At 61.4% G+C, this 20,645-nt stretch carries 16 protein-coding genes; 10 read left to right on the top strand and 6 right to left on the bottom strand.

What is annotated here, in order from left to right; all coding sequences use genetic code 11:
- Positions 1-20: 20 nt before the first annotated feature.
- From entF to fes, 3 genes are read right to left on the bottom strand one after another with little or no spacing between them, the layout of a single operon-like run.
- The gene (gene entF / locus CWM58_RS17325; protein ID WP_100681431.1) at positions 21-3,902 is read right to left on the bottom strand and encodes an enterobactin non-ribosomal peptide synthetase EntF; all 3,882 of its coding nucleotides are present in this window, start codon (positions 3,900-3,902) and stop codon (positions 21-23) included.
- A gap of 10 nt (positions 3,903-3,912) precedes the next feature.
- Complete coding sequence (locus CWM58_RS17320; RefSeq protein ID WP_004178967.1) at positions 3,913-4,116, bottom strand: MbtH family protein; 204 nt, start codon at positions 4,114-4,116, stop codon at positions 3,913-3,915.
- Positions 4,117-4,143: 27 nt separating this feature from the next.
- A complete protein-coding gene (fes, locus tag CWM58_RS17315; RefSeq protein WP_100681430.1) occupies positions 4,144-5,352 on the bottom strand; it encodes an enterochelin esterase in 1,209 nt (402 codons plus the stop codon).
- Positions 5,353-5,611: 259 nt separating this feature from the next.
- Between fes and fepA the strand changes: the two genes are divergently transcribed.
- A complete protein-coding gene (gene fepA, locus CWM58_RS17310; RefSeq protein ID WP_032729591.1) occupies positions 5,612-7,840 on the top strand; it encodes a siderophore enterobactin receptor FepA in 2,229 nt (742 codons plus the stop codon).
- Between the two features lie 66 nt (positions 7,841-7,906).
- Positions 7,907-8,536: an enterobactin synthase subunit EntD gene (gene entD / locus CWM58_RS17305; RefSeq protein WP_100681429.1), complete on the top strand. Its 630-nt coding sequence runs from the start codon at positions 7,907-7,909 to the stop codon at positions 8,534-8,536.
- 34 nt (positions 8,537-8,570) lie between these two features.
- Here entD and CWM58_RS17300 read toward each other — a convergent pair whose 3' ends face one another.
- Positions 8,571-9,506, bottom strand: coding sequence for a transketolase family protein (locus CWM58_RS17300; protein WP_046622438.1), 936 nt, complete (start codon positions 9,504-9,506; stop codon positions 8,571-8,573).
- The gene (locus CWM58_RS17295; protein WP_008805574.1) at positions 9,499-10,329 is read right to left on the bottom strand and encodes a transketolase; all 831 of its coding nucleotides are present in this window, start codon (positions 10,327-10,329) and stop codon (positions 9,499-9,501) included. Before CWM58_RS17295 ends, CWM58_RS17300 begins: the two co-directional genes overlap by 8 nt.
- Before the next feature lie 374 nt (positions 10,330-10,703).
- Here CWM58_RS17295 and CWM58_RS17285 point away from each other — a divergent pair, with 374 nt between their 5' ends.
- The 8 genes from CWM58_RS17285 to CWM58_RS17250 all read left to right on the top strand — a co-directional run bounded on the left by CWM58_RS17285 (position 10,704) and on the right by CWM58_RS17250 (position 19,756).
- Positions 10,704-11,654 carry a sugar-binding transcriptional regulator gene (locus tag CWM58_RS17285; protein ID WP_002893602.1) on the top strand — a complete coding sequence of 317 codons (951 nt, stop codon included), beginning with the start codon at positions 10,704-10,706 and terminating at the stop codon, positions 11,652-11,654.
- A gap of 349 nt (positions 11,655-12,003) precedes the next feature.
- Positions 12,004-13,524: an FGGY family carbohydrate kinase gene (locus CWM58_RS17280; protein ID WP_100681428.1), complete on the top strand. Its 1,521-nt coding sequence runs from the start codon at positions 12,004-12,006 to the stop codon at positions 13,522-13,524.
- A gap of 159 nt (positions 13,525-13,683) precedes the next feature.
- Entirely contained in the window at positions 13,684-14,619 is a 936-nt protein-coding gene (locus CWM58_RS17275) for a D-ribose ABC transporter substrate-binding protein (RefSeq protein ID WP_004176926.1), read from the top strand.
- A gap of 43 nt (positions 14,620-14,662) precedes the next feature.
- Entirely contained in the window at positions 14,663-15,283 is a 621-nt protein-coding gene (locus CWM58_RS17270; protein WP_100681427.1) for a DUF2291 family protein, read from the top strand.
- 1 nt (position 15,284) lies between these two features.
- Positions 15,285-16,829: a sugar ABC transporter ATP-binding protein gene (locus CWM58_RS17265; protein WP_100681503.1), complete on the top strand. Its 1,545-nt coding sequence runs from the start codon at positions 15,285-15,287 to the stop codon at positions 16,827-16,829.
- Positions 16,830-16,846: 17 nt separating this feature from the next.
- Positions 16,847-17,914, top strand: coding sequence for an ABC transporter permease (locus CWM58_RS17260; protein WP_044649621.1), 1,068 nt, complete (start codon positions 16,847-16,849; stop codon positions 17,912-17,914).
- Positions 17,915-17,974: 60 nt separating this feature from the next.
- Positions 17,975-18,772 carry an SDR family oxidoreductase gene (locus CWM58_RS17255; RefSeq protein ID WP_100681426.1) on the top strand — a complete coding sequence of 266 codons (798 nt, stop codon included), beginning with the start codon at positions 17,975-17,977 and terminating at the stop codon, positions 18,770-18,772.
- A gap of 198 nt (positions 18,773-18,970) precedes the next feature.
- Positions 18,971-19,756: an SDR family oxidoreductase gene (locus tag CWM58_RS17250; RefSeq protein WP_100681425.1), complete on the top strand. Its 786-nt coding sequence runs from the start codon at positions 18,971-18,973 to the stop codon at positions 19,754-19,756.
- Between the two features lie 52 nt (positions 19,757-19,808).
- Here the strand turns inward: CWM58_RS17250 and CWM58_RS17245 are convergent, their stop codons facing one another.
- Positions 19,809-20,414: a glutathione S-transferase gene (locus tag CWM58_RS17245; RefSeq protein WP_100681424.1), complete on the bottom strand. Its 606-nt coding sequence runs from the start codon at positions 20,412-20,414 to the stop codon at positions 19,809-19,811.
- Positions 20,415-20,645 lie beyond the last annotated feature (231 nt).

Genomic DNA, 20,645 nt, shown 5'->3' with positions numbered 1-20,645 from the left:
CTGTAGCCCGAACTCAACCGTTACCCCAGAATCTCCCTGACCACCGGGCCGATGGCCTCAAAGGCCTGCGGGGAGATAATGTCGACGTGGGCGCAGTTCTGGCTGAACACCTCCAGTTCCCCCACCCACGGGCCCCATACGACCTGCGGATCCATCCCCGCCTGCCGCGTCTTCTCCGCCACGAACAGCGTCGCCTTGCCGTCAAACTTCGCGCTGTGGGCGGTGGTTAACAGCCGCACCGCATCGGCATAGTTACCTTCGATAGCGCTGAACAGCTCGCCGGAGGCTTGCCCCTGCTGGGCGGCGAGGAACGCCTCGCGCTCGCGGTCGATCTCCGCCAGTACCTCGGGATCCAGCCCGTTGGCCTCTTTCTCTGCCCAGTTTTGCGTCTCCGGCGGCCAGGTATCCAGCAGGCCGAGGAAGGCCACCGCTTCGCCGCGCTGGCGCAACCGGGCGGCAATGCCCTGGGCTAAGGTGCCGCCCAGCGAATACCCAAACAGGTAATAAGGGCCGTGCGGCTGCTGCGCCAGCAGCGTGCGCAGATGGTGCTCGCACACCTCGTCGAGGCTGGCGGCGGTGACCATCGGCCCCTGCGGGCGCGGCGACTGAATACCGGTTATTGACCAGCGCGGGCTGAGATAGCGCGCCAGCACGCTGAACTGCCAGGCAAAGCCGGAGGCGGGATGGAAGCAGAACAGCGTCGGGCCGTCGCTCTCGCGCAGCGGCAGAAGCGTATCCAGCCCCAGGCGCCGGGCCTGCTCATCGCTGAGATCGGCAGCCAGCAGCGCGCTCAGTTTGCCCACCGTCGAGGCCACCATCACCTGCCCCGGGGTCACCTGCCGCGCCAGCTGGCGGCTGAGCTGTGCCGCCAGACGCATCGCCAGCAGCGAATGACCGCCGAGGGCGAAGAAATCGGCGTCGATATCGTTCACCTCGCAGCCCAGCAGCTGGCTGAAGGCCGTGGCGACAAGGGTTTCCATCCCGGGCTCCGGCGGCCGGCCGCTGCGCTCCCCGCCGAGGGTCGGCAGCGGCAGCGCTTTGCGGTCCAGTTTGCCGTTGGCGCTAAGCGGCAGCTCAGCGAGCTGCATCAGCACCACCGGCACCATATGCGGCGGCAGCTGTTCCGCCAGCCGCGCTTTCAGCGCCGCGGTATCCAGCGGCAGGCCGGAGTCAGAGACCAGATAGCCCACCAGCTGCCGGGCATCGCCGCCGGTCGCCGCCGCCTGATTGAAGACGCAGGCGTGACTCACCGCCTGCGCCACATCCGGCAGGGCCGACATCACCCGGTCAATCTCGCCAAGCTCGATGCGCTGCCCGCGGATCTTCAGCTGATCGTCGCTGCGGCCAAGGTACTCCACCGCGCCGTTCGTCAGCCAGCGCGCCACGTCACCGGTGCGATACATCCGCTCGCCGGGGGCAAACGGGTCGGCGATAAAGCGGCTGGCGGTGAGATCCGGACGCCCCAGATAGCCCTGCGCCAGCTGGATGCCGGTGAGATAAAGATCCCCCGCCACGCCCGGCGGCACCGGGCGCATCGCGGCATCGAGAATGTGCAGCCCGGTGTTCCACACCGGCCAGCCAATCGGCACGCTGCTGCCGGTCACCGCCGCCAGCTCAGGCCCGCAGGCCGGATACCAGCTGACGTCCACCGCCGCCTCCGTCGGGCCGTACAGGTTATGCAGCGGCGCGCCGGTTAAGCGCTCCCACTCACGGCACAATTCCGTCGGCAGCGCTTCGCCGCTGCAGAATACCCGCCGCAGCGTGCGGCAGGCGGCGACGCTGTCGGCATCCAGCGAGGCGACAAACGCCGCCAGCATCGACGGCACAAAGTGGGTGGTGGTCACGCCGTAGTGGGCGAAGAACTGCTGCATCGCCTGCGGGTCGCGGTGCGCCTCCGGCTCGGCCATCACCAGCTGCGCGCCGGCGATAAACGGCCACCAGAACTCCCACACCGACACGTCGAAACTGCACGGCGTTTTCTGCGCCACCACGTCGTCGGCAGATAACGGATAGCGATCCTGCATCCACAGCAGGCGGTTGACGATGGCGGCCTGGCCGACCATCACCCCTTTCGGCCGCCCGGTGGAGCCAGAGGTAAAGATGATGTAGGCGGTATGCTCCGGTTTTGACAGCGCCAGCGGCTCGTCATCCCCGGCGGCCAGCGGCTGCTGGTAGCAGAGGCTTTCCAGCCCCGGGATATCGCTGAAGCGGGCCAGCTGATCCTCCGAGGTGATCAGCAGCGACGGCCGGGCGTCTTCCAGCATCATCCGCAGGCGGTCGTCCGGGTAGCCGGTGTCCAGCGGCAGCCAGGCGGCCCCCGCTTCGACAATGCCGTGCAGCGCCAGGGTCAGGAACACCGAGCGCGGCAGGGCCACCGCCACGCTGTCGCCCGGCTTCACGCCGCGCTGACGCAGCAGTTGCGCGAGCGCCACCACCTGCTGACGCATCTCGCGATAGCTGAACTGCCTGCGGGCGTCCGCCAGCGCCGGGGCATCCGGGGTCTTCCGCGCCTGGTCGGCCACCAGCGCGCTGAGGGTGGTGGCAGGCAGCGGCACAGCGGTATCGTTGACCGCCGCCAGCCGGGCCAGCTCGTCGGCGGAGAGCATCTCCGCGTCGCCGCAGCGCAGCGCCGGATCGGCGGCGAACTGCGCCAGCAGCGCGGTCAGTCGTACCATGTGACAACGGAGCTCGGCTTCGTCGTACCGGGCCTTGTTGGCGAGGATCTCCAGCGACAGCCCGCCGGTCTCATCCGGGAACAGCGCCAGCTCGAGATCGTTGACCGGGCCGGTGGCGAGGGTGTGGGTCAGTGCCTGCACACCATCGATATCCAGCTGGTAATCAAAGACTTTGACGTTCAGCACCGGGCCGAACAGCGGTTCGTCCCCTGCCGCTTTGCCGCTGTCGCGAACGATCTGTTCGGCGTCATAGCGCTGATGGCGGCGCATCTTTTTCAACTGGCCGGCGAGGCGCATCGCCAGGTCCGCCAGCGTCTCCTGGGCGTCAATATGCACCGCCAGAGGCAGGACATTGAGCACCGGCCCCGTCGAGGTCAGCGCGGCTGAGCCCATCCGGCGCATAAAGATAAAGCCCGCCGCGTAGTCCATCCGGTTGCACAGGCGGCCCAGCCACAGCGTGGTGAGCGCCAGCGCCAGGTCAGCGGGCTGACACTGCGGCGCATGGCCGGCCAGGCGGCGGAAGGCGTCGGCGTTCATCTCCAGCTTCATCCGCCAGATATCGCACCCGGCGGCGCGTCCGCCCAGCGGCGCGGCAGAGAGTGAGGCAGGCGCCGGTAACGCCTGGCGCTGGGCCTGCCAGAAGGCTTTATCCCGCTGCCAGGCCTCGCTGCCGGCGTAGCGCTGGTACTCGTCCACCACCTCGGCGAAGGGGGTGAAAGGCGACTCAGGAGTGGCTCCCCCACGCTGCCAGGCGCGGTAAATGGCGGCGATCTGCCGGGTTATCGCCGGGAAACTGAAGCCATCCACCAGCAAGTGGTGATAGCGCTGATACCAGTACCAGCGGTCGTCGCCGACGCGCAGCAACTGATGGCACACCAGCGGGTTGCCGCCGTCGACACGCAGATCCTGCGCCAGGTCCGCCTGCATCCGCTCCGTGGCGGCGCGATGCGGATCCGGCGCCGTACGCAGGTCAATGAGCGACGGTTCGCCAAAGGTGCGGTCGGCCGCCACACACTGCCAGACTTCCCCCTCCTCTTCCTGAAAGCGCAGGCTGAGGGTGTCCGCCTGCTGCAGACCGGCGACAATCGCTTTTCCCAGCAGCGTCGGGTCGAGCGCGCCGCGCAGTTCAACATAGTGGGCCACGCTCCAGGCGCCTGGCAGAGTGGAGAGGCGCTCGGCCATCCAGATCCCCGGCTGCGCGGCAACCAGCGGTAAACGAGTGGTCATTGTCAGCTCCTTATGACGCATGATGGGCGGGGGTCAGGGTTGACCAGTTGGCCGCCAGCCAGGCGTTGCAGGCCTCGGCCGACTGCGGGGGGCACACCACCGCCCAGCCGGCAGGCAGGTCGCAGTGCGCCGGCCACAGGCTGTACTGCTGCTGGTCATTGCGCAGAATGTAAAACTGCCCTTGCGGATTGTCGAAGGGGTTACTGAATTGCATATCAAACTCCTGTCGTAAAGCGCGGTGCTAAGGGTGCGACAGCAGAGGCTGCCAGAGCTGGATAAGCCCTGCCGTCAGCCCGCCGCGCCAGCAAAGCGCATCATGCCCGCCGTCAACCTGACGCCAGAAAATCGTCTGCTGTGTCGTAGTGAGTTGCGCCAACAGCGCCTGGTTAGCGCGAAAAATAATGGGTTCGCGTTGGCCCGCTTCCAGCCAGATGCGCAGCCCGGCGGGGGACACCTCGCCCAGGCGGAGACATTCGCCGATAAAGCCCGTCCCGCGGCCGTCGCGATGCGGCCACCAGTAGGAGCCTGACTGGCTGAGTACGCAGCCAAAGCGCTGCGGCCAGTTGAGGGCGGCGAACATCGCCGCCAGGCCGCCGAAGCTTTGCCCGGCCACCACGGTTCGCTCCGGGCGGTCGCTGAACGGGGCATGGCTGCGGACCAGCGGCAGGAGCTCCTCCTGCACCGCCAGCCAGAAATCGCGGTGACAGGGCAGCTCAACCCCGCGGCGCTGGTTGTCGATCGCGTCGATCAGCAGGTAGACCGCCGGCGGCAGTCTCCCCTCGCGGGTCAGTGCGGCCAGCGGCGACCACACCGGCATGCTCTCGGCCCAGAACTGGCCGTCGAGCAGGATCGCCAGGGGCCGCGTTTGCGGGTCGACGGCCTCGCCGGGGGTGTAGATCCAGACCCGGCGATGGTTGCCCAGACGCGCGCTGCGCCACTCAAGGCAACGGGCGGGAGGATGCGCCTCATTAAACTGGTCCCAGCCGGGCTGCGCGGGCGCCTGCGGCATCTCCAGGGCGGACACGCCATGGCCGCGTCCGCCCTGCCAGCTGTGCGGGTTCAGCGGATCGGCTATCGCCCGCGGCAGCAGTTTGCGCCAGCCTTCGCGCAGCAGCGCGCGGTCGGGCGCGTCAGCGCTGAACACCTCAGGGGAAAAATCATCGTCACGGTCGGAGGGAATAAAACAGTAGCTGCCGCGCCAGGTCGGCGACAGCGTGGTTCGCCAGGACCAGGCGTCGGTCCCGGGCAGACGCGTCAGCGATTGCGGCCGCGCATTCTGATGGTGGTCGGTCACCCCGGTGATATAGAGCCATACCCGACGGCGCGGAGAGTGCGTTTCGTCCCCCGCCGGATCCCGCCACCAGAACGTCACCTCGATGGCGTCATCCACTGCGCGGCACTGCGGCCCCTGCAGGGTTTGCCACCACTCCTCGCTTCCTGTCCTTAACATTCTGTCATTAACCCTATGTATAGCGTGACTTTTTTAATTAATTGTAATTCTTTATTGATAATATTATTGATAACTATTTGCATTTGCAATAGCGTATTAGCGCGCCGTGGGAAGCGCGTCTTTCACAAAACATGTCGAAGAGAGCTTATTCAGCTAGCGACGGAGTGCCTTTGCCCTCTTCCGGCAACATTTATGCCGCCTCCCCTCCCGGTGGGAAGGGGCGTTTGGGGAACGTGGCGACTAAAGAGCAGGAATAACAATGAATAACAGGATCAAATCCCTGGCCTTGCTGGTCAATCTGGGAATTTACGGGGTTGCTTTTCCGTTAAGCGCAGCGGAAACCGCCACCGACGATAAAAACAGCGCGGCTGAAGAGACCATGGTGGTCACCGCCGCCGAGCAGAATCTGCAGGCGCCAGGCGTCTCCACCATCACCGCCGATGAGATCCGCAAACGCCCGCCAGCGCGCGACGTCTCGGAGATCATTCGCACCATGCCGGGGGTCAACCTGACCGGCAACTCCACCAGCGGCCAGCGCGGCAATAACCGCCAGATTGATATCCGCGGCATGGGTCCGGAAAACACCCTGATCCTGATCGATGGCAAGCCGGTCACCAGCCGCAACTCCGTGCGCCTCGGCTGGCGTGGCGAGCGCGATACCCGCGGCGACACCAGCTGGGTGCCGCCGGAGATGATCGAACGCATCGAAGTGATTCGCGGCCCGGCCGCCGCCCGCTACGGCAACGGCGCCGCCGGCGGGGTGGTGAATATCATCACCAAAAAAACCGGCGATGAGTGGCACGGCTCATGGAACACCTATATGAACGCCCCGGAGCACAAGGATGAAGGCTCCACCAAACGCACTAACTTCAGCCTCAGCGGCCCGCTGGGCGGCGATTTCAGCTTCCGCCTGTTCGGTAACCTCGACAAAACGCAGGCCGACGCCTGGGATATCAACCAGGGCCATCAGTCCGAACGTACCGGGATCTATGCCGACACCCTGCCTGCCGGGCGCGAAGGGGTACAAAATAAAAACATCGATGGTCTGGTGCGCTGGGAATTCGCCCCGATGCAGTCGCTGGAGTTTGAAGCCGGCTACAGCCGCCAGGGCAACCTCTACGCCGGCGACACCCAGAACACCAACACCAACGACCTGGTGAAAGAAAACTACGGTAAAGAGACCAACCGTCTGTATCGCAACACCTACTCGGTCACCTGGAACGGCGCCTGGGACAACGGGGTGACCACCAGCAACTGGGCGCAGTACGAGCGCACCCGCAACTCGCGCAAAGGCGAAGGCCTGGCCGGGGGCACCGAGGGGATCTTTAACAGTAATCAGTTCTCGGATATCGATCTGTCGGATGTGATGCTGCACAGTGAAGTCAGCATTCCCTTCGACTATCTGGTTAATCAGAACCTGACGCTGGGCAGCGAGTGGAACCAGCAGCGGATGAAGGATAACGCCTCCAACACCCAGGCGCTGTCGGGCGGCAGCATCCCGGGCTACGACAGCACCGGCCGCAGCCCGTACTCGCAGGCGGAAATCTTCTCGCTGTTCGCTGAGAACAACATGGAGCTGACCGACACCACCATGCTGACCCCGGCGCTGCGTTTCGATCATCACAGCATCGTCGGCAATAACTGGAGCCCGTCCCTCAACCTGTCGCAGGGCCTGTGGGACGACTTCACACTGAAGATGGGTATCGCCCGCGCCTATAAAGCGCCGAGCCTGTATCAGACCAACCCGAACTACATTCTCTACAGCAAAGGCCAGGGTTGCTATGCCAGTAAATCCGGCTGCTATCTGCAGGGTAACGACGACTTAAAAGCCGAAACCAGCATCAACAAAGAGATTGGCCTCGAGTTTAAACGCGACGGCTGGCTGGCGGGCGTCACCTGGTTCCGCAACGACTACCGCAACAAGATTGAAGCGGGCTATGCCCCGGTCTATACCAACGGCAGCGGCACCGACCTCTACCAATGGGAAAACGTACCAAAAGCGGTGGTGGAAGGCCTGGAAGGGACGTTGAACGTGCCGGTGAGCGAGACCGTCAACTGGACCAACAACATCACCTACATGCTGCAGAGTAAGAACAAAGAGACCGGCGATCGTCTGTCGATTATCCCGGAATATACGCTGAACTCTACGCTGAGCTGGCAGGTACGCGATGACGTTTCGCTGCAGTCAACCTTTACCTGGTACGGCAAGCAGGAGCCGAAGAAGTACAACTATAAGGGTCAACCGGTTACCGGCAGCGAGAAGAACGAGGTCAGCCCCTACAGCATCCTCGGCCTGAGCGCGACCTGGGACGTCACCAAATACGTCAGTCTGACCGGCGGCGTGGATAACGTCTTCGACAAGCGTCACTGGCGCGCGGGCAACGCCCAGACCACCGGGGGCACCACCGGCTATATGTATGGCGCCGGTGCCGAGACCTATAACGAATCGGGCCGCACCTGGTATATGAGCGTCAACACCCACTTCTGATAGCGGGTTCTCCCTCCCCCGCCCTTGCAGGATAAAGGGCGGGGATAACCGCGGTAACCTTGTCCTATGCGCATCCATCACGCCACGCTGCCGCTGGCCGGCTATACGCTGCAGCAGATCGACTTCGACCCGGCGACTTTCCAGCCTGAAGATCTGTTCTGGCTGCCCTATCACGCCAGTCTGAGCGGCTGGGGCCGCAAGCGGCAGGCGGAGCACCTGGCCGGGCGCATCGCCGCGGTGTACGCCCTGCGCGAGGTGGGGGAGAAACAGCCTCCCGCCATCGGCGACCAGCGCCAGCCGCTGTGGCCCACGCCCTGGTTCGGCAGCATCAGCCACTGCGGCCAGCGCGCGCTGGCGGTGATCGCCGATCGGCCGGTGGGTGTCGATATTGAGCGCCAGTTTCCCCCACATCTGGCGGCGGAGCTGGAGAGCAGCATTATCAGTCCGGCGGAAAAAACGGTGCTGCTGCACAGCGGCCTGCCCTTCCCGCTGGCGCTGACCCTGGCGTTTTCGGCAAAAGAGAGTGGGTTTAAGGCAACGCCTGTGGCAAATCAGTGCGCGCTGGGATTCGCCGATTTTCAGATCGTGGACATAACGGCAAGCACCTTAGCGCTTGAGTTTGCGGAGCAACGCTATCCCTTGCACTGGATAGCGTCGGAGGATCAGGTCATCACGCTTTGTGCATTGCAGCAGTAAACGCCCGCGCTTCACGCAACGGGCGTTCAGGCCATCAGTCTCTTTTTTGCACCAGGGCAACGATGGCGGCGGCATCAAACCCGTGGTACTGGCGCATCCAGCCGCGATCGGCGGCGGCGGCGTACTCCCCGTCCGGGATCCCCAACCGCTGCAGAGCAATGCCCACCCCCGCTTCCGCCAGCACCTCCGCCACCAGGCTACCCAACCCGCCGTTGACGTTATGCTCTTCGACGGTGATCACCGAACCACACGGCCGGAGCGCCGCCAGCAGCGCAGCGGTATCGCAGGGGCGGATCGACGGCACGCTGACCACTTTCGCCTGGATACCGAGGTCGGCAAGCTGCTGCGCCGCCTCCACCACCTCATGCACCGTCGATCCGGTGGCCACCAGCGCGACGTCCTCACCTTCGCGCAGGGTCAGCACGGCGCCCGGAACAAAGCGATACGACTCGTCAAGCAACTCCGGCAGCGCCTTGCCATCGAGACGAATATAGACCGGGCCCTGATAAGCAAGGGCATAGTCGATGATCTGCCGACATTCGCGCGGCGTGGAGGGGGCGAAGATCTGGATATTGCCAAAGCCGCGCATCACCGCCAGATCGTCAATGGCATGGTGGGTGCTGGCCAGCGGGCCGTAGCTGGCCCCGGCGTTAAGGCCGAACAGCTTAACGTTGGTGTTGTTGTAGCAGACATCCACTTTGATTTGCTCATTGGCCCGCGAGATAAGAAACGGCGCGGCGTTACAGGTCACTGCCACTTTGCCGCCCAGCGCCAGCCCCGCGGCGGTGCCGACCATGCTCTGCTCAGCGATGCCGACGTTCACCAGCCGACCAGGAAACTGCTTAATAAAGGGGGCGATTTTAGCCGTCGACGTGGAATCGGCCACCACCGGCACCAGATCGACGCCGTTTTCTACGGCAGCAATAAAGGCCTCGACCATGACGTTAGCCAGGTGTTCTGTATTACTCATCTTTCAGTTCCTCCAGCGCCAGAGCGATCTCTTCGCCTTTCGGCACCCGGTGGTGCCACTCCGGGCGCCCCTGGATAAAGGAGATCCCCGCGCCTTTCGTGGTGTTGGCAATAATAACGTTCGGTTTACCGTTCTGCTGTAGCCCCTCGATGGCCGCGACCACCGAGGCCATGTCGTTACCCTGGCATTCGCTGACTTCCATACCGAAGGCGCGCCATTTATCGGCCAGCGGATCGGTATTCATGATTTCGCGCGTCGGCCCGGCCAGCTGGAGGTTGTTCTTATCATTAATAATGACCAGGTTATCCAGACCGTAGTGCGCCGCCGCCAGGGCGGCTTCCCAGTTGCTCCCCTCCGCCAGCTCGCCGTCGCCAGTGATCAAAAAAATGCGGCGGGTGCTGTTGCTTTTCTTCGCGGCCAGCGCCAGCCCCACCGCAACAGGCAAACCGTGACCCAGCGCGCCGGTGTTCAGCTCGATGCCCGGCGTTTTCTGCCGCACCGGGTGGCCAGGGAGATGGGAGTTGGCATGCTGGTAGGTCTCCAGCCACTCAACCGGGAAGAATCCCGCTTCCGCCAGGACGCAGTAGTAGCAGCCCACCGCGTGGCCTTTCGACTGGATGTAGATATCGCGCTGCGGGTCGTCGAGCCGGTCCGGCGCGACGTTAAGGACGCGGAAATAGAGCGCGGTTAACAGTTCGACCTGCGAAAGGTCTGCCCCGGTGTGGCCGCCGGCCGGACTATTGGCGTTTAAGCGCACAATATGGCGCCGCACCGCGCGGGCTTTACGCTCCAGCGTCTGAATATCATATCTGTAGGGATTCATTTCACACCTCTGAATTTATTTTCAGCATGGAATATTTATTCCAGCAAGGACTAAAAAAACCAGATATCCCCATGCCGGGTGGTAAGCCTTCTGCCACAGCGCCCTACTCAGGAACATTCTGCCTCCCGCTCCAGGCGAAGCCCGGATAAACACGTTGACTCGAAATCGCCTTGAATATATATTCAATAATGATTCTTTATTCGATTATGACCTGGCTGTTTTGTTTTTGTCCATAGTCGATTTTGAGGATTGGCAAAAGTTAGACGCCTGTCACACTTAAGTCTGATTTTTTTTCGCGTATGATAAAAGTCACTACGATAATGGCTGCAGCTAACCGCCTGAAGAAAGGCGATAAATGATTTTCGAGGATTAATATGGCTAAGCAGGATGAACAACGGCTATTGGTTAAGATTGCCACGCTTTACTATCTGGAAGGACGAAAGCAGTCTGATATCGCCCAACTTCTCTCGCTGTCTCAGTCATTTGTCTCCCGCGCCATTACTCGCTGCCAGAAAGAAGGCGTCGTCAAGATCAGCGTCGTTCAGCCGTCCAACATCTTTCTGAAGCTCGAAAAAGGGCTTGAGGATCGCTACGGCCTTAAGCAGGCGGTGGTGGTGGATACCGAGGAAGAGGCCAGCGATCATACCATCAAGCGGGCGATTGGCTCCGCTGCCGCCCACTATCTGGAAACCCGGCTGCGGCCAAAAGATCTGATTGGCGTCTCCTCGTGGAGCTCAACCATTCGCGCGATGGTCGATGAAGTTCATGCGCAAAACCTGAAAGCCAGCGGCGTGATCCAGCTGCTCGGCGGCGTCGGGCCAAACGGTAACGTGCAGGCGACGATTCTTACCCAGACCCTCGCCCAGCGCCTGAACTGCGACGCCTGGCTGCTGCCGTCACAGAGCATCGAGGGATCCATGGAGGAGCGCAATCGGCTGCTGGCCAGCAAAGACGTCGCTGACGTGGTGTCGCGCTTTGATGAAGTGGATATCGCCATCGTCGGCATCGGCATTCTCGAACCCTCTCAACTGCTGAAAACCTCCGGTAACTACTATCACGAAGATATGCTGCAGGTGCTGGCGGCGCGCGGCGCGGTGGGTGATATCTGCCTGCACTACTACGATAAAAACGGCCATCCGGTGTTACGCGATGATGAAGATCCGGTGATCGGTATGGCGCTGGAGAAGGTCAAAAAATGCCCGAACGTGGTCGCGCTGGCCGGCGGTACCGACAAAGTCGCGGCCATCAAAGGCGCCCTCACCGGCGGCTATATCGACGTTTTAATCACCGATTACCCTACCGCCCGCATGCTGGTTAGCGACTAACCTGCCGCGCTGCTTTTCCTTTCTGCCGCCCTGACGTGCTTTTTTAACTTCAGGGCTGGCTCTGTTAATGCATTTAAATTCAATCAGTTAATCAACCACTCCAGCCGCCAACTGCCGCTTTCGCCGATCGGCGAAATGTGATTGCCAGCACAATTGATGATTTTTCCGGTAGCCCGTCACCGGGTTTGTGGCTTAAGGTATCAAATAAATAATCACTATCGAATATATATTCAGTGATTAAAAAGATGATAACGAAATGTCACAACATGGCCTGCACAGACGCAGGAGACGGTGGGAGATATTCCTCGTCTTCGCGGTTCCAGGACACTGAGTGACCGAGGAGAGCACGATGCAGGCGACAGCAAAAGAGTTCATCATTGCCCTGGATGAAGGCACCACCAACGCCAAAGCGGTGGTGCTGGATAGCCGGGGCAAAGTTATCGTCAAATTCTCGCAGCCGCTGGCGATCCAAACGCCGCGCGACGGCTGGGTGGAGCAATCGGGCGAAGCGCTGGTTACCGCCTCGCTGGCGGTGATCGCCAGCGCGGTGGCCCACGTTGGCGCGGAAAACGTCGCCGCGCTGGCCATCAGCAACCAGCGGGAAACCGCCATCGGCTGGTATCGCGACAGCGGCGAACCGATTAACGCGGCGATCACCTGGCAATGCACCCGCAGCGCCGCGTTCTGCGACACACTGCGTCACGATCGCCAGGAACAGCACATTAAGCGTGCCACCGGCCTGCCAATCGCCCCGCTGTTCTCGGCCTCCAAAATGCGCTGGCTGCTGGATGCGACTGTCGATGGCCACCTGCGTGCTGAACGCGGTGAGATTTGCCTCGGCACCATCGACAGCTGGCTGCTGTGGAATCTGACCGCTGGAGAAGCCTTCTGCTGCGACTACTCCAATGCCGCCCGCACCCAGCTGCTGAACCTGCACCGCGGCGAGTGGGACGACGAGATGCTGACGCTGTTCGGCATTCCGCGCGCGGCGTTGCCGGACATTAAACCGTCGAGCAGCCTCTTCGGCCATACCAAAGGACTGGCCGCCATTCCGGACGGTATTCCGATCATGGCGATGATCGGCGACTCCCACGCCGCACTGTTCGGCCACGCGCTCGGCGAGGCAGGCTGCGTCAAAGCCACCTACGGCACCGGCTCTTCGGTCATGGCCCCGGTCAAATCGGCCCAGTGCGATATCGACGCGCTGGCGACCACTGTCGCCTGGCACGATGGCGACCAGCTGGTGTGGGGCCTGGAAGGGAATATTCCTCACACCGGCGATGCCGTCGCCTGGATGGCGGACAGCACCGGACTGAGCGAACTCTCTGCCGCCGAGCTGGCCCATGAGCTGAATACCCTCCCCGCCTCCGTCGACTCAACCCTCGGGGTCTACTTCGTGCCGGCGCTGACCGGTCTCGGCGCGCCCTGGTGGGACGACAGCGCCCGCGGCGTGATTTGCGGCCTGAGTCGCGGGGTGAAACGCGCGCATCTGATCCGTGCGGCGCTGGAGTCCATCACCTATCAGATAGCCGACGTGGTGGTGGCGATGCGTCAGCATGAGGAGTTCACCCTGACGGCGTTGATGGTGGACGGCGGGCCGACCAACAATGACTGGCTGATGCAATACCAGGCCGATCTGCTCGGCTGCCCGGTGATGCGCAGCGACGTGCCGGAGCTGTCCGCCATCGGCGCGGCGTTGCTGGCGCGCAAAGCGCTCCATCCGGGGTCGACCGCCGATCTGCAGGCCTTCTTAACCGAACACAGCACCTTTCAGCCCGACATGGCCCGCCACCAGCGCTTACAAACGCGCTGGCAGGAGTGGCGCCATGCGGTCGACCGAACATTATGGAAACCGGACTCGCCAGCCTGACCGCCAGACTGCGCGACGACACGCATTCACTTATCACAGGAGAAACCCGGCCCATAACGATATCGCTATCCCCAAATACATCAGGGGAAATTTCAGACCGTAAAAGCCTGCCCGCTCAGGGGCTCATTTGTTCGAATATAAAAATACAGGAACAGAGTCATGAAATTACGTATAACCCTTTTAACCGCTGCTACCCTGACCGCCTTCTCCTTTGCCGCGCACGCCGCGGAGAAAGGCACCATTATGATCATGGTCAACTCGCTGGATAACCCGTATTACGCCTCGGAAGCCAAAGGCGCCAGCGAAAAAGCCCAGGCGCTCGGCTATAAAACCACCGTGCTGTCGCATGGCGAAGATGTCAAAAAGCAGAATGAGCTTATCGACACCGCGATTGGTAAAAAAGTGCAGGGCATTATTCTCGATAACGCTGATTCCACCGCCAGCGTCGCCGCCATTGAAAAAGCCAAAAAAGCCGGCATTCCGGTGGTCTTAATTAACCGTGAAATTCCGGTTGATGATGTGGCGCTGGAACAAATTACCCACAATAACTTCCAGGCCGGCTCTGAGGTCGCCAACGTCTTCGTGGAGAAAATGGCGGAGAAAGGCAAATACGCCGAGCTGACCTGCAACCTCGCCGATAATAACTGCGTCACCCGTTCTAAATCTTTCCATCAGGTCATTGACCAGTATCCGGATATGGTCAGCGTGGCGAAACAGGATGCCAAAGGCACCCTGATCGACGGCAAACGCATCATGGACAGCATCCTGCAGGCGCACCCCGACGTGAAAGGCGTCATCTGTGGCAACGGGCCGGTAGCCCTTGGCGCGATTGCGGCGCTGAAAGCGGCCAACCGTAGCGATGTGATCGTCGTCGGCATCGACGGCAGCAACGATGAGCGCGACGCCGTAAAAGCCGGCACCCTGCAGGCAACCGTGATGCTGCAGGCGCAGGCCATCGCCGCTCAGGGCGTCACCGATCTGGATAACTACCTGCAAAAAGGCGAGAAGCCAGCGAAGCAGCGCGTGATGTTCCGCGGCATTCTGATTACCCAGGATAACGCCGATAAAGTCCAGGATTTCAACATTAAGTCCTGAGTTCGGGTGGTTGCGCCCCTGCGGGGGCGCAGAGGAGAGCATTATGTTTAAGAAAACCTGTCTGACGCTGGCCGTACTGGCGCTAGGGGGCTGTCGCATCGTCTCGCAGCAGGAGCTGGCAGACCTGAAATCCCCGCCCAACCCGCATATGGCGAATATGGATAAAACCTGGCAGCAGAGCATCGTACCGCAGGTGGTGTCGAAAGCGCGCCCGGCGGCGGAACTGATGAGCGCGCTCAAGGCGGCAAAAGACATTGATAGCGCCTGCAAAACCCTCGGCTACCGTGCGCAGGACGAAAACCCCTGCATCTTCTACGTCAAGGCTTCAGGCACTGTCAGCAAACTCGATACCGCCTCGCGCAGCGGCAAAATGACCCTGTCCGACGCCAGCGTCGGCAATGTGACGGTGCAGATTGGCCCTACCCTGCGCGGCACCCAGCTGCGCGACGGCTACAGCGGCGCCAGCTATCAGGACTTTAATGACCAGGTGCTGTTCGGCGAGTACAGCAAGAATATCAACAGTCAGGCGGTCAAAATGATTCAGACAGCCAACGTCAAAACCGGCGATAGCGTGGAGGTGTACGGCGTCTTCTCGGCCTGGGATATTCCGCAAACTCTCCCGGAAATTACCCCGGCGAAAATCATTCATGCGGGGGGACAATAATATGGCGCCGCACGATCTCGTCGCTCCCCAGCCCGTTGAGTCCGAAGTGATTATCGAAACCCGCGGCCTGTCGCGCGTCTATCCCGGCGTGACCGCCCTGGATAATGTCAATTACCGGGTCTATCGAAATAAAGTCAACGTGCTGATCGGAGAAAATGGTGCGGGTAAATCCACCATGATGAAAATGCTTGCCGGTGTGGAAACGCCCTCTTCCGGGCAAATTATTCTTGATGGCGAAGCGGTTTCATTACCGTCGACGCATCAGGCAGAAAAACTGGGCATCAGTATTATTTTCCAGGAACTGAATTTATTTCCCAATATGAATGTGATGGACAACATCTTCATGGCGAATGAATTCTTTCAGAAAGGACGCATTAACGAAAAATACCAGTACGCGCTGGCCAAATCGCTGCTGGAACGGCTGGAGCTGGATGTCGATCCCTACACCCCGCTCGGTGAACTCGGTATCGGCCACCAGCAGTTAGTCGAGATTGCCCGCGCGCTGTCGAAAGACACCCGGGTGCTGATCATGGACGAGCCCACCTCGGCGCTGAGCCAGTCTGAGGTCAAAGTGCTGTTCAAGGTGATCGCGCAGCTTAAGCGCCGCGGTGTGACCATCATCTATATCTCGCATCGCCTCGAAGAGCTGATGGAGATCGGCGACAACATCACCATTTTCCGCGACGGCCGTTTTATCAGCGAACGGCACGTCAGCGACGCCAGCGTACCGTGGATCATTGAGCAGATGGTCGGTGATAAGAAAAAACACTTTGATTATCAACCGGCGCCAAAAGGCAACGCAGTGCTTGACGTCAAGGGGCTGACCGCGCTGCATCCGAGCGGCGGCTACAAGCTCAATGACGTCACCTTCACCCTCAGTAAAGGCGAAGTGATCGGTATTTACGGCCTGCTGGGGGCCGGACGCACCGAGCTGTTTAAAGGGCTGGTCGGCCTGATGCCCTGTCAGCGCGGCGAGGTACATCTCAATAGCGAAAGCATCGGCAAAACGCGCTTTCAGCAACGGCTGAAAAAGGGGTTGGCACTGGTGCCAGAGGACCGTCAGGGCGAAGGCGTAGTGCAGATGATGTCGATTCAGGCCAACATGACGCTCTCTGATTTCAGCCTGCAGGGGTTCCGCCGCGCCTGGCGCTGGTTGAACCCGCAAAAAGAAGAGACCTGTGTGAAAGAGATGATCCAGCAGCTGGCGATCAAGGTCAGCGACGCTAATTTGCCGATCACCTCGCTGAGCGGCGGCAATCAACAAAAAGTGGTGCTGGGTAAAGCGCTGATGACTCAGCCACAGGTGGTGTTCCTCGACGAACCGACGCGCGGCATCGACGTCGGCGCGAAAACCGACGTCTATCACCTGATCGGCAAAATGGCCCAGCAGGGGCTGGCGGTAATGTTTTCATCTTCAGAGCTGGATGAGGTGATGGCCCTGGCCGACCGCATCCTGGTGATGGCCGATGGCCGCATTACCGCCGATCTACCGCGTCACACGGTGACCCGCGAACAGTTAATCGCGGCTTCAACACCTCAAGATTAATCAGGCTGGAATCCATCATGAACCAGAAATATATGATTTATATGTACCTGCTGAAGGCCCGCACCTTTATCGCCCTCCTGCTGGTGATCGCGTTCTTCAGCGTGATGGTACCCAACTTCCTGACCGCCTCTAACCTGCTGATCATGACCCAGCACGTGGCGATCACCGGCCTGCTGGCCATCGGCATGACGCTGGTCATTCTCACCGGCGGCATTGATTTGTCCGTCGGCGCGGTGGCGGGGATCTGCGGCATGGTGGCGGGCGCGTTGCTGACCAACGGCCTGCCGCTGTGGAACGGCGATGTTATTTTCTTTAACGTCCCGGAGGTGATCCTCTGCGTGGCGATCTTCGGCGTGCTGGTCGGCCTGGTGAACGGCGCGGTGATCACCCGCTTCGGCGTGGCGCCGTTTATCTGCACCTTAGGCATGATGTACGTCGCCCGTGGCTCCGCGCTGCTGTTTAACGACGGGAGCACCTACCCGAATCTCAACGGCATGGAAGCGCTGGGCAACACCGGTTTCGCCACCCTCGGCTCCGGCACTCTGCTCGGCGTCTACCTGCCGATCTGGCTGATGATCGGCTTCCTGGTATTGGGCTACTGGCTGACCACCAAAACGCCGCTTGGCCGCTACATCTACGCTATCGGCGGTAACGAATCCGCCGCCCGCCTCGCCGGCGTGCCGATCGTGAAAGCGAAAATATTCGTCTATGCCTTCTCCGGCCTGTGCGCGGCGTTTGTTGGCCTGATCGTCGCATCACAGCTGCAAACCGCGCACCCGATGACCGGCAACATGTTCGAGATGGACGCCATCGGCGCCACCGTGCTCGGCGGCACCGCGCTGGCCGGCGGCCGCGGTCGGGTGACCGGGTCCATTATCGGCGCCTTCGTCATCGTCTTCCTTGCCGACGGCATGGTGATGATGGGCGTTAGCGACTTCTGGCAGATGGTGATTAAAGGCGTGGTGATCGTCACCGCTGTGGTCGTCGACCAGTTCCAGCAGAAGCTGCAGAGCAAGGTCATCCTGATGCGCCGCCACGAGGAAAAACTGGCCGCCATTCCCCCCAACGGCGCCACCTCCAGCTAACCGGCAACGATTCACATCTTCCGCCGGGCCTGGTGCCCGGCTCAGCGAAAGGGAAAAAATATGCAACGAGATTTCCAGAACAAAACGGTGGTGATCACCGGCGCCTGCCGCGGCATCGGCGCAGGTATTGCGGAGCGCTTTGCCCGCGACGGCGCGAATCTGGTGATGGTCTCCATCGCCGAGCGCGTTCACGAGACCGCCGAAACCCTGCGTCAGCGCTATCAGGCGGATATTTTATCTCTGCAGGTCGATGTCACCGACGAAGCGCAGGTGCAGTCGCTGTATGAGCAGGCCGCCGCGCGCTTCGGCACCATCGACGTCTCCATTCAGAACGCCGGGGTGATCACCATCGATTACTACGACCGGATGCCAAAAGCTGATTTCGAAAAAGTGCTGGCGGTCAACACCACCGGCGTGTGGCTGTGCTGCCGCGAGGCGGCCAAATATATGGTGAAACAGAATCACGGCAGCCTGATCAACACCTCTTCCGGCCAGGGGCGACAGGGCTTTATCTACACGCCACACTACGCCGCCAGCAAAATGGGCGTGATCGGCATTACCCAAAGCCTGGCCCACGAGCTGGCGCCGTGGAACATCACCGTCAACGCCTTCTGCCCGGGCATTATTGAAAGCGAAATGTGGGATTACAACGATCGCGTGTGGGGCGAAATTCTCAGCACCGAGCAGAAACGCTACGGCAAGGGCGAACTGATGGCCGAGTGGGTCGAGGGCATTCCGATGAAGCGCGCCGGTAAACCGGAAGACGTGGCCGGGCTGGTGGCCTTCCTCGCCTCCGACGACGCGCGCTATCTCACCGGGCAGACCATCAATATCGATGGCGGTTTGATTATGTCGTAATCCCCGCAGGTTAGCGGGCCCCATCGCCCGAATAAGGCGTCCCCATTGGCGCCACCACTGCGGGACGGCCCCCGGTGGCGCTTCGCTTACCGGGGCTACGTAACACCGCCGGAGGGTAGCCCGGATAAGGCGCTACGCGCCGCCATCCGGGAAACAGGGCTCCCGACGTTCGACACTATATTGAAGAGAGTAAACACTATGATCGGTAAAGACTTTGCACAGCAGCTGTTTAACCTGCAGGGGCGCGTCGCCTTCGTCACCGGCGCCGGCAGCGGCATCGGCCAGACCATCGCCTGCAGCCTCGCCAGCGCGGGTGCGCGGGTAGTCTGTTTTGATCTTCGCGACGACGGCGGGCTGGCGGAAACGGTCAGCCAGATTGAATCCATCGGCGGTCAGGCTTGTTCTTATACCGGCGATGTCCGCCAGATTGCCGACCTGCGCGCCGCCGTCGCGCTGGCCAAAAGCCGCTTTGGCCGCCTCGACATCGCCGTCAACGCCGCCGGGATCGCCAACGCCAATCCGGCGCTGGAGATGGAGAGCGAGCAATGGCAGCGGGTGATCGATATCAATCTCACCGGCGTATGGAACTCCTGCAAAGCGGAAGCGGAACTGATGCTGGAGTCCGGCGGCGGGTCGATTATCAATATCGCCTCTATGTCGGGGATTATCGTTAACCGCGGCCTCGACCAGGCGCATTACAACTGCTCCAAAGCCGGCGTGATCCATCTGTCGAAAAGCCTGGCGATGGAGTGGGTGGGCAAAGGGATCCGCGTCAATTCCATCAGCCCGGGCTATACCGCCACGCCGATGAATACCCGTCCGGAGATGGTGCACCAGACCCGCGAGTTTGAAAGCCAGACGCCAATGCAGCGGATGGCGAAGGTGGAAGAGATGGCTGGCCCGGCGCTGTTCCTCGCCAGCGACGCCGCCTCGTTCTGCACCGGCGTAGACCTGGTGGTCGACGGCGGGTTTGTCTGCTGGTGATCCTCTCCGGCTTCAGGGCGCCACGCTGCGGCGCCCCTCTCCATCCCTGCCGTTAACCCAGCGGATACTGTTGAAACGCCGGCAGCGCCTCCCCCTGCTCCGCCAGCGCACGGATATGCGCAAACGCCGCTGCCGACACCACCGCCGGGATCATCAACTGGATAAAGGACCAGACCACCGTGCTGGTGACCATCACCTGGTCCGGCTGCGCGGCGGCGGCGCGGTCTGCCAGCCGGGCGTCCCATTCCCGACAGGCGGCGAGCAACTGGCCGGTCACCCGGGCTATCCACGGCTGATGCTGCTTTTCCTCCGGCCGCAGACGGTGCTCATAAACATGCTGGACCGCTTTTTCACTGGCGGCGAGGATCACCCCCAGCAGGTGCAGATCGCGGGCCAGCGCGTCAGGGTGCGCGGGAAGCAGCCGGCGCCCGGTGGGATTGGTCGTTTCGAAATAGTGGAGGATCAGGGAGGAGTCCATCAGCTGCGTCCCGTTATCGAGCACCACCGTCGGCGCCTTGACCACCGGATTAATACGGGAAAATTCGTCAAAGCCGCTAAAGACCGAGAGCGGCAGGCTCTCGAATTCCACGCCATAGAGCGCCAGAGAAACCGCCACGCGTCTTACATAAGGTGAATCCATCATACCAATGAGTTTCATCGTCACTCCTGCCTGCGATAAAGGGGTTGCGGCTTTACCTTACTGGAAAACCGAGGCCGCGAATATCACGGGATACTTACCGCAATGGTTAGTCAAACTAACAGATTGGCGATTCGCGGTAGCCCTCCTGTCCCCCCTGTGCTATACCGACTGAGACAGCATACATCCCCTTTTCAGCCTGTTCGCAGCGGCGTTAAAACCCGCTAACCCGGTAGTAACGTTAACGTATCG

The sequence above is a fragment of the Klebsiella sp. H-Nf2 genome (genome assembly GCF_002806645.1).
Taxonomy (GTDB): domain Bacteria; phylum Pseudomonadota; class Gammaproteobacteria; order Enterobacterales; family Enterobacteriaceae; genus Klebsiella; species Klebsiella variicola.
The sequence above is the reverse complement of the archived record's forward strand: the minus strand, read 5'-3'. Positions and strand labels throughout refer to the sequence as shown.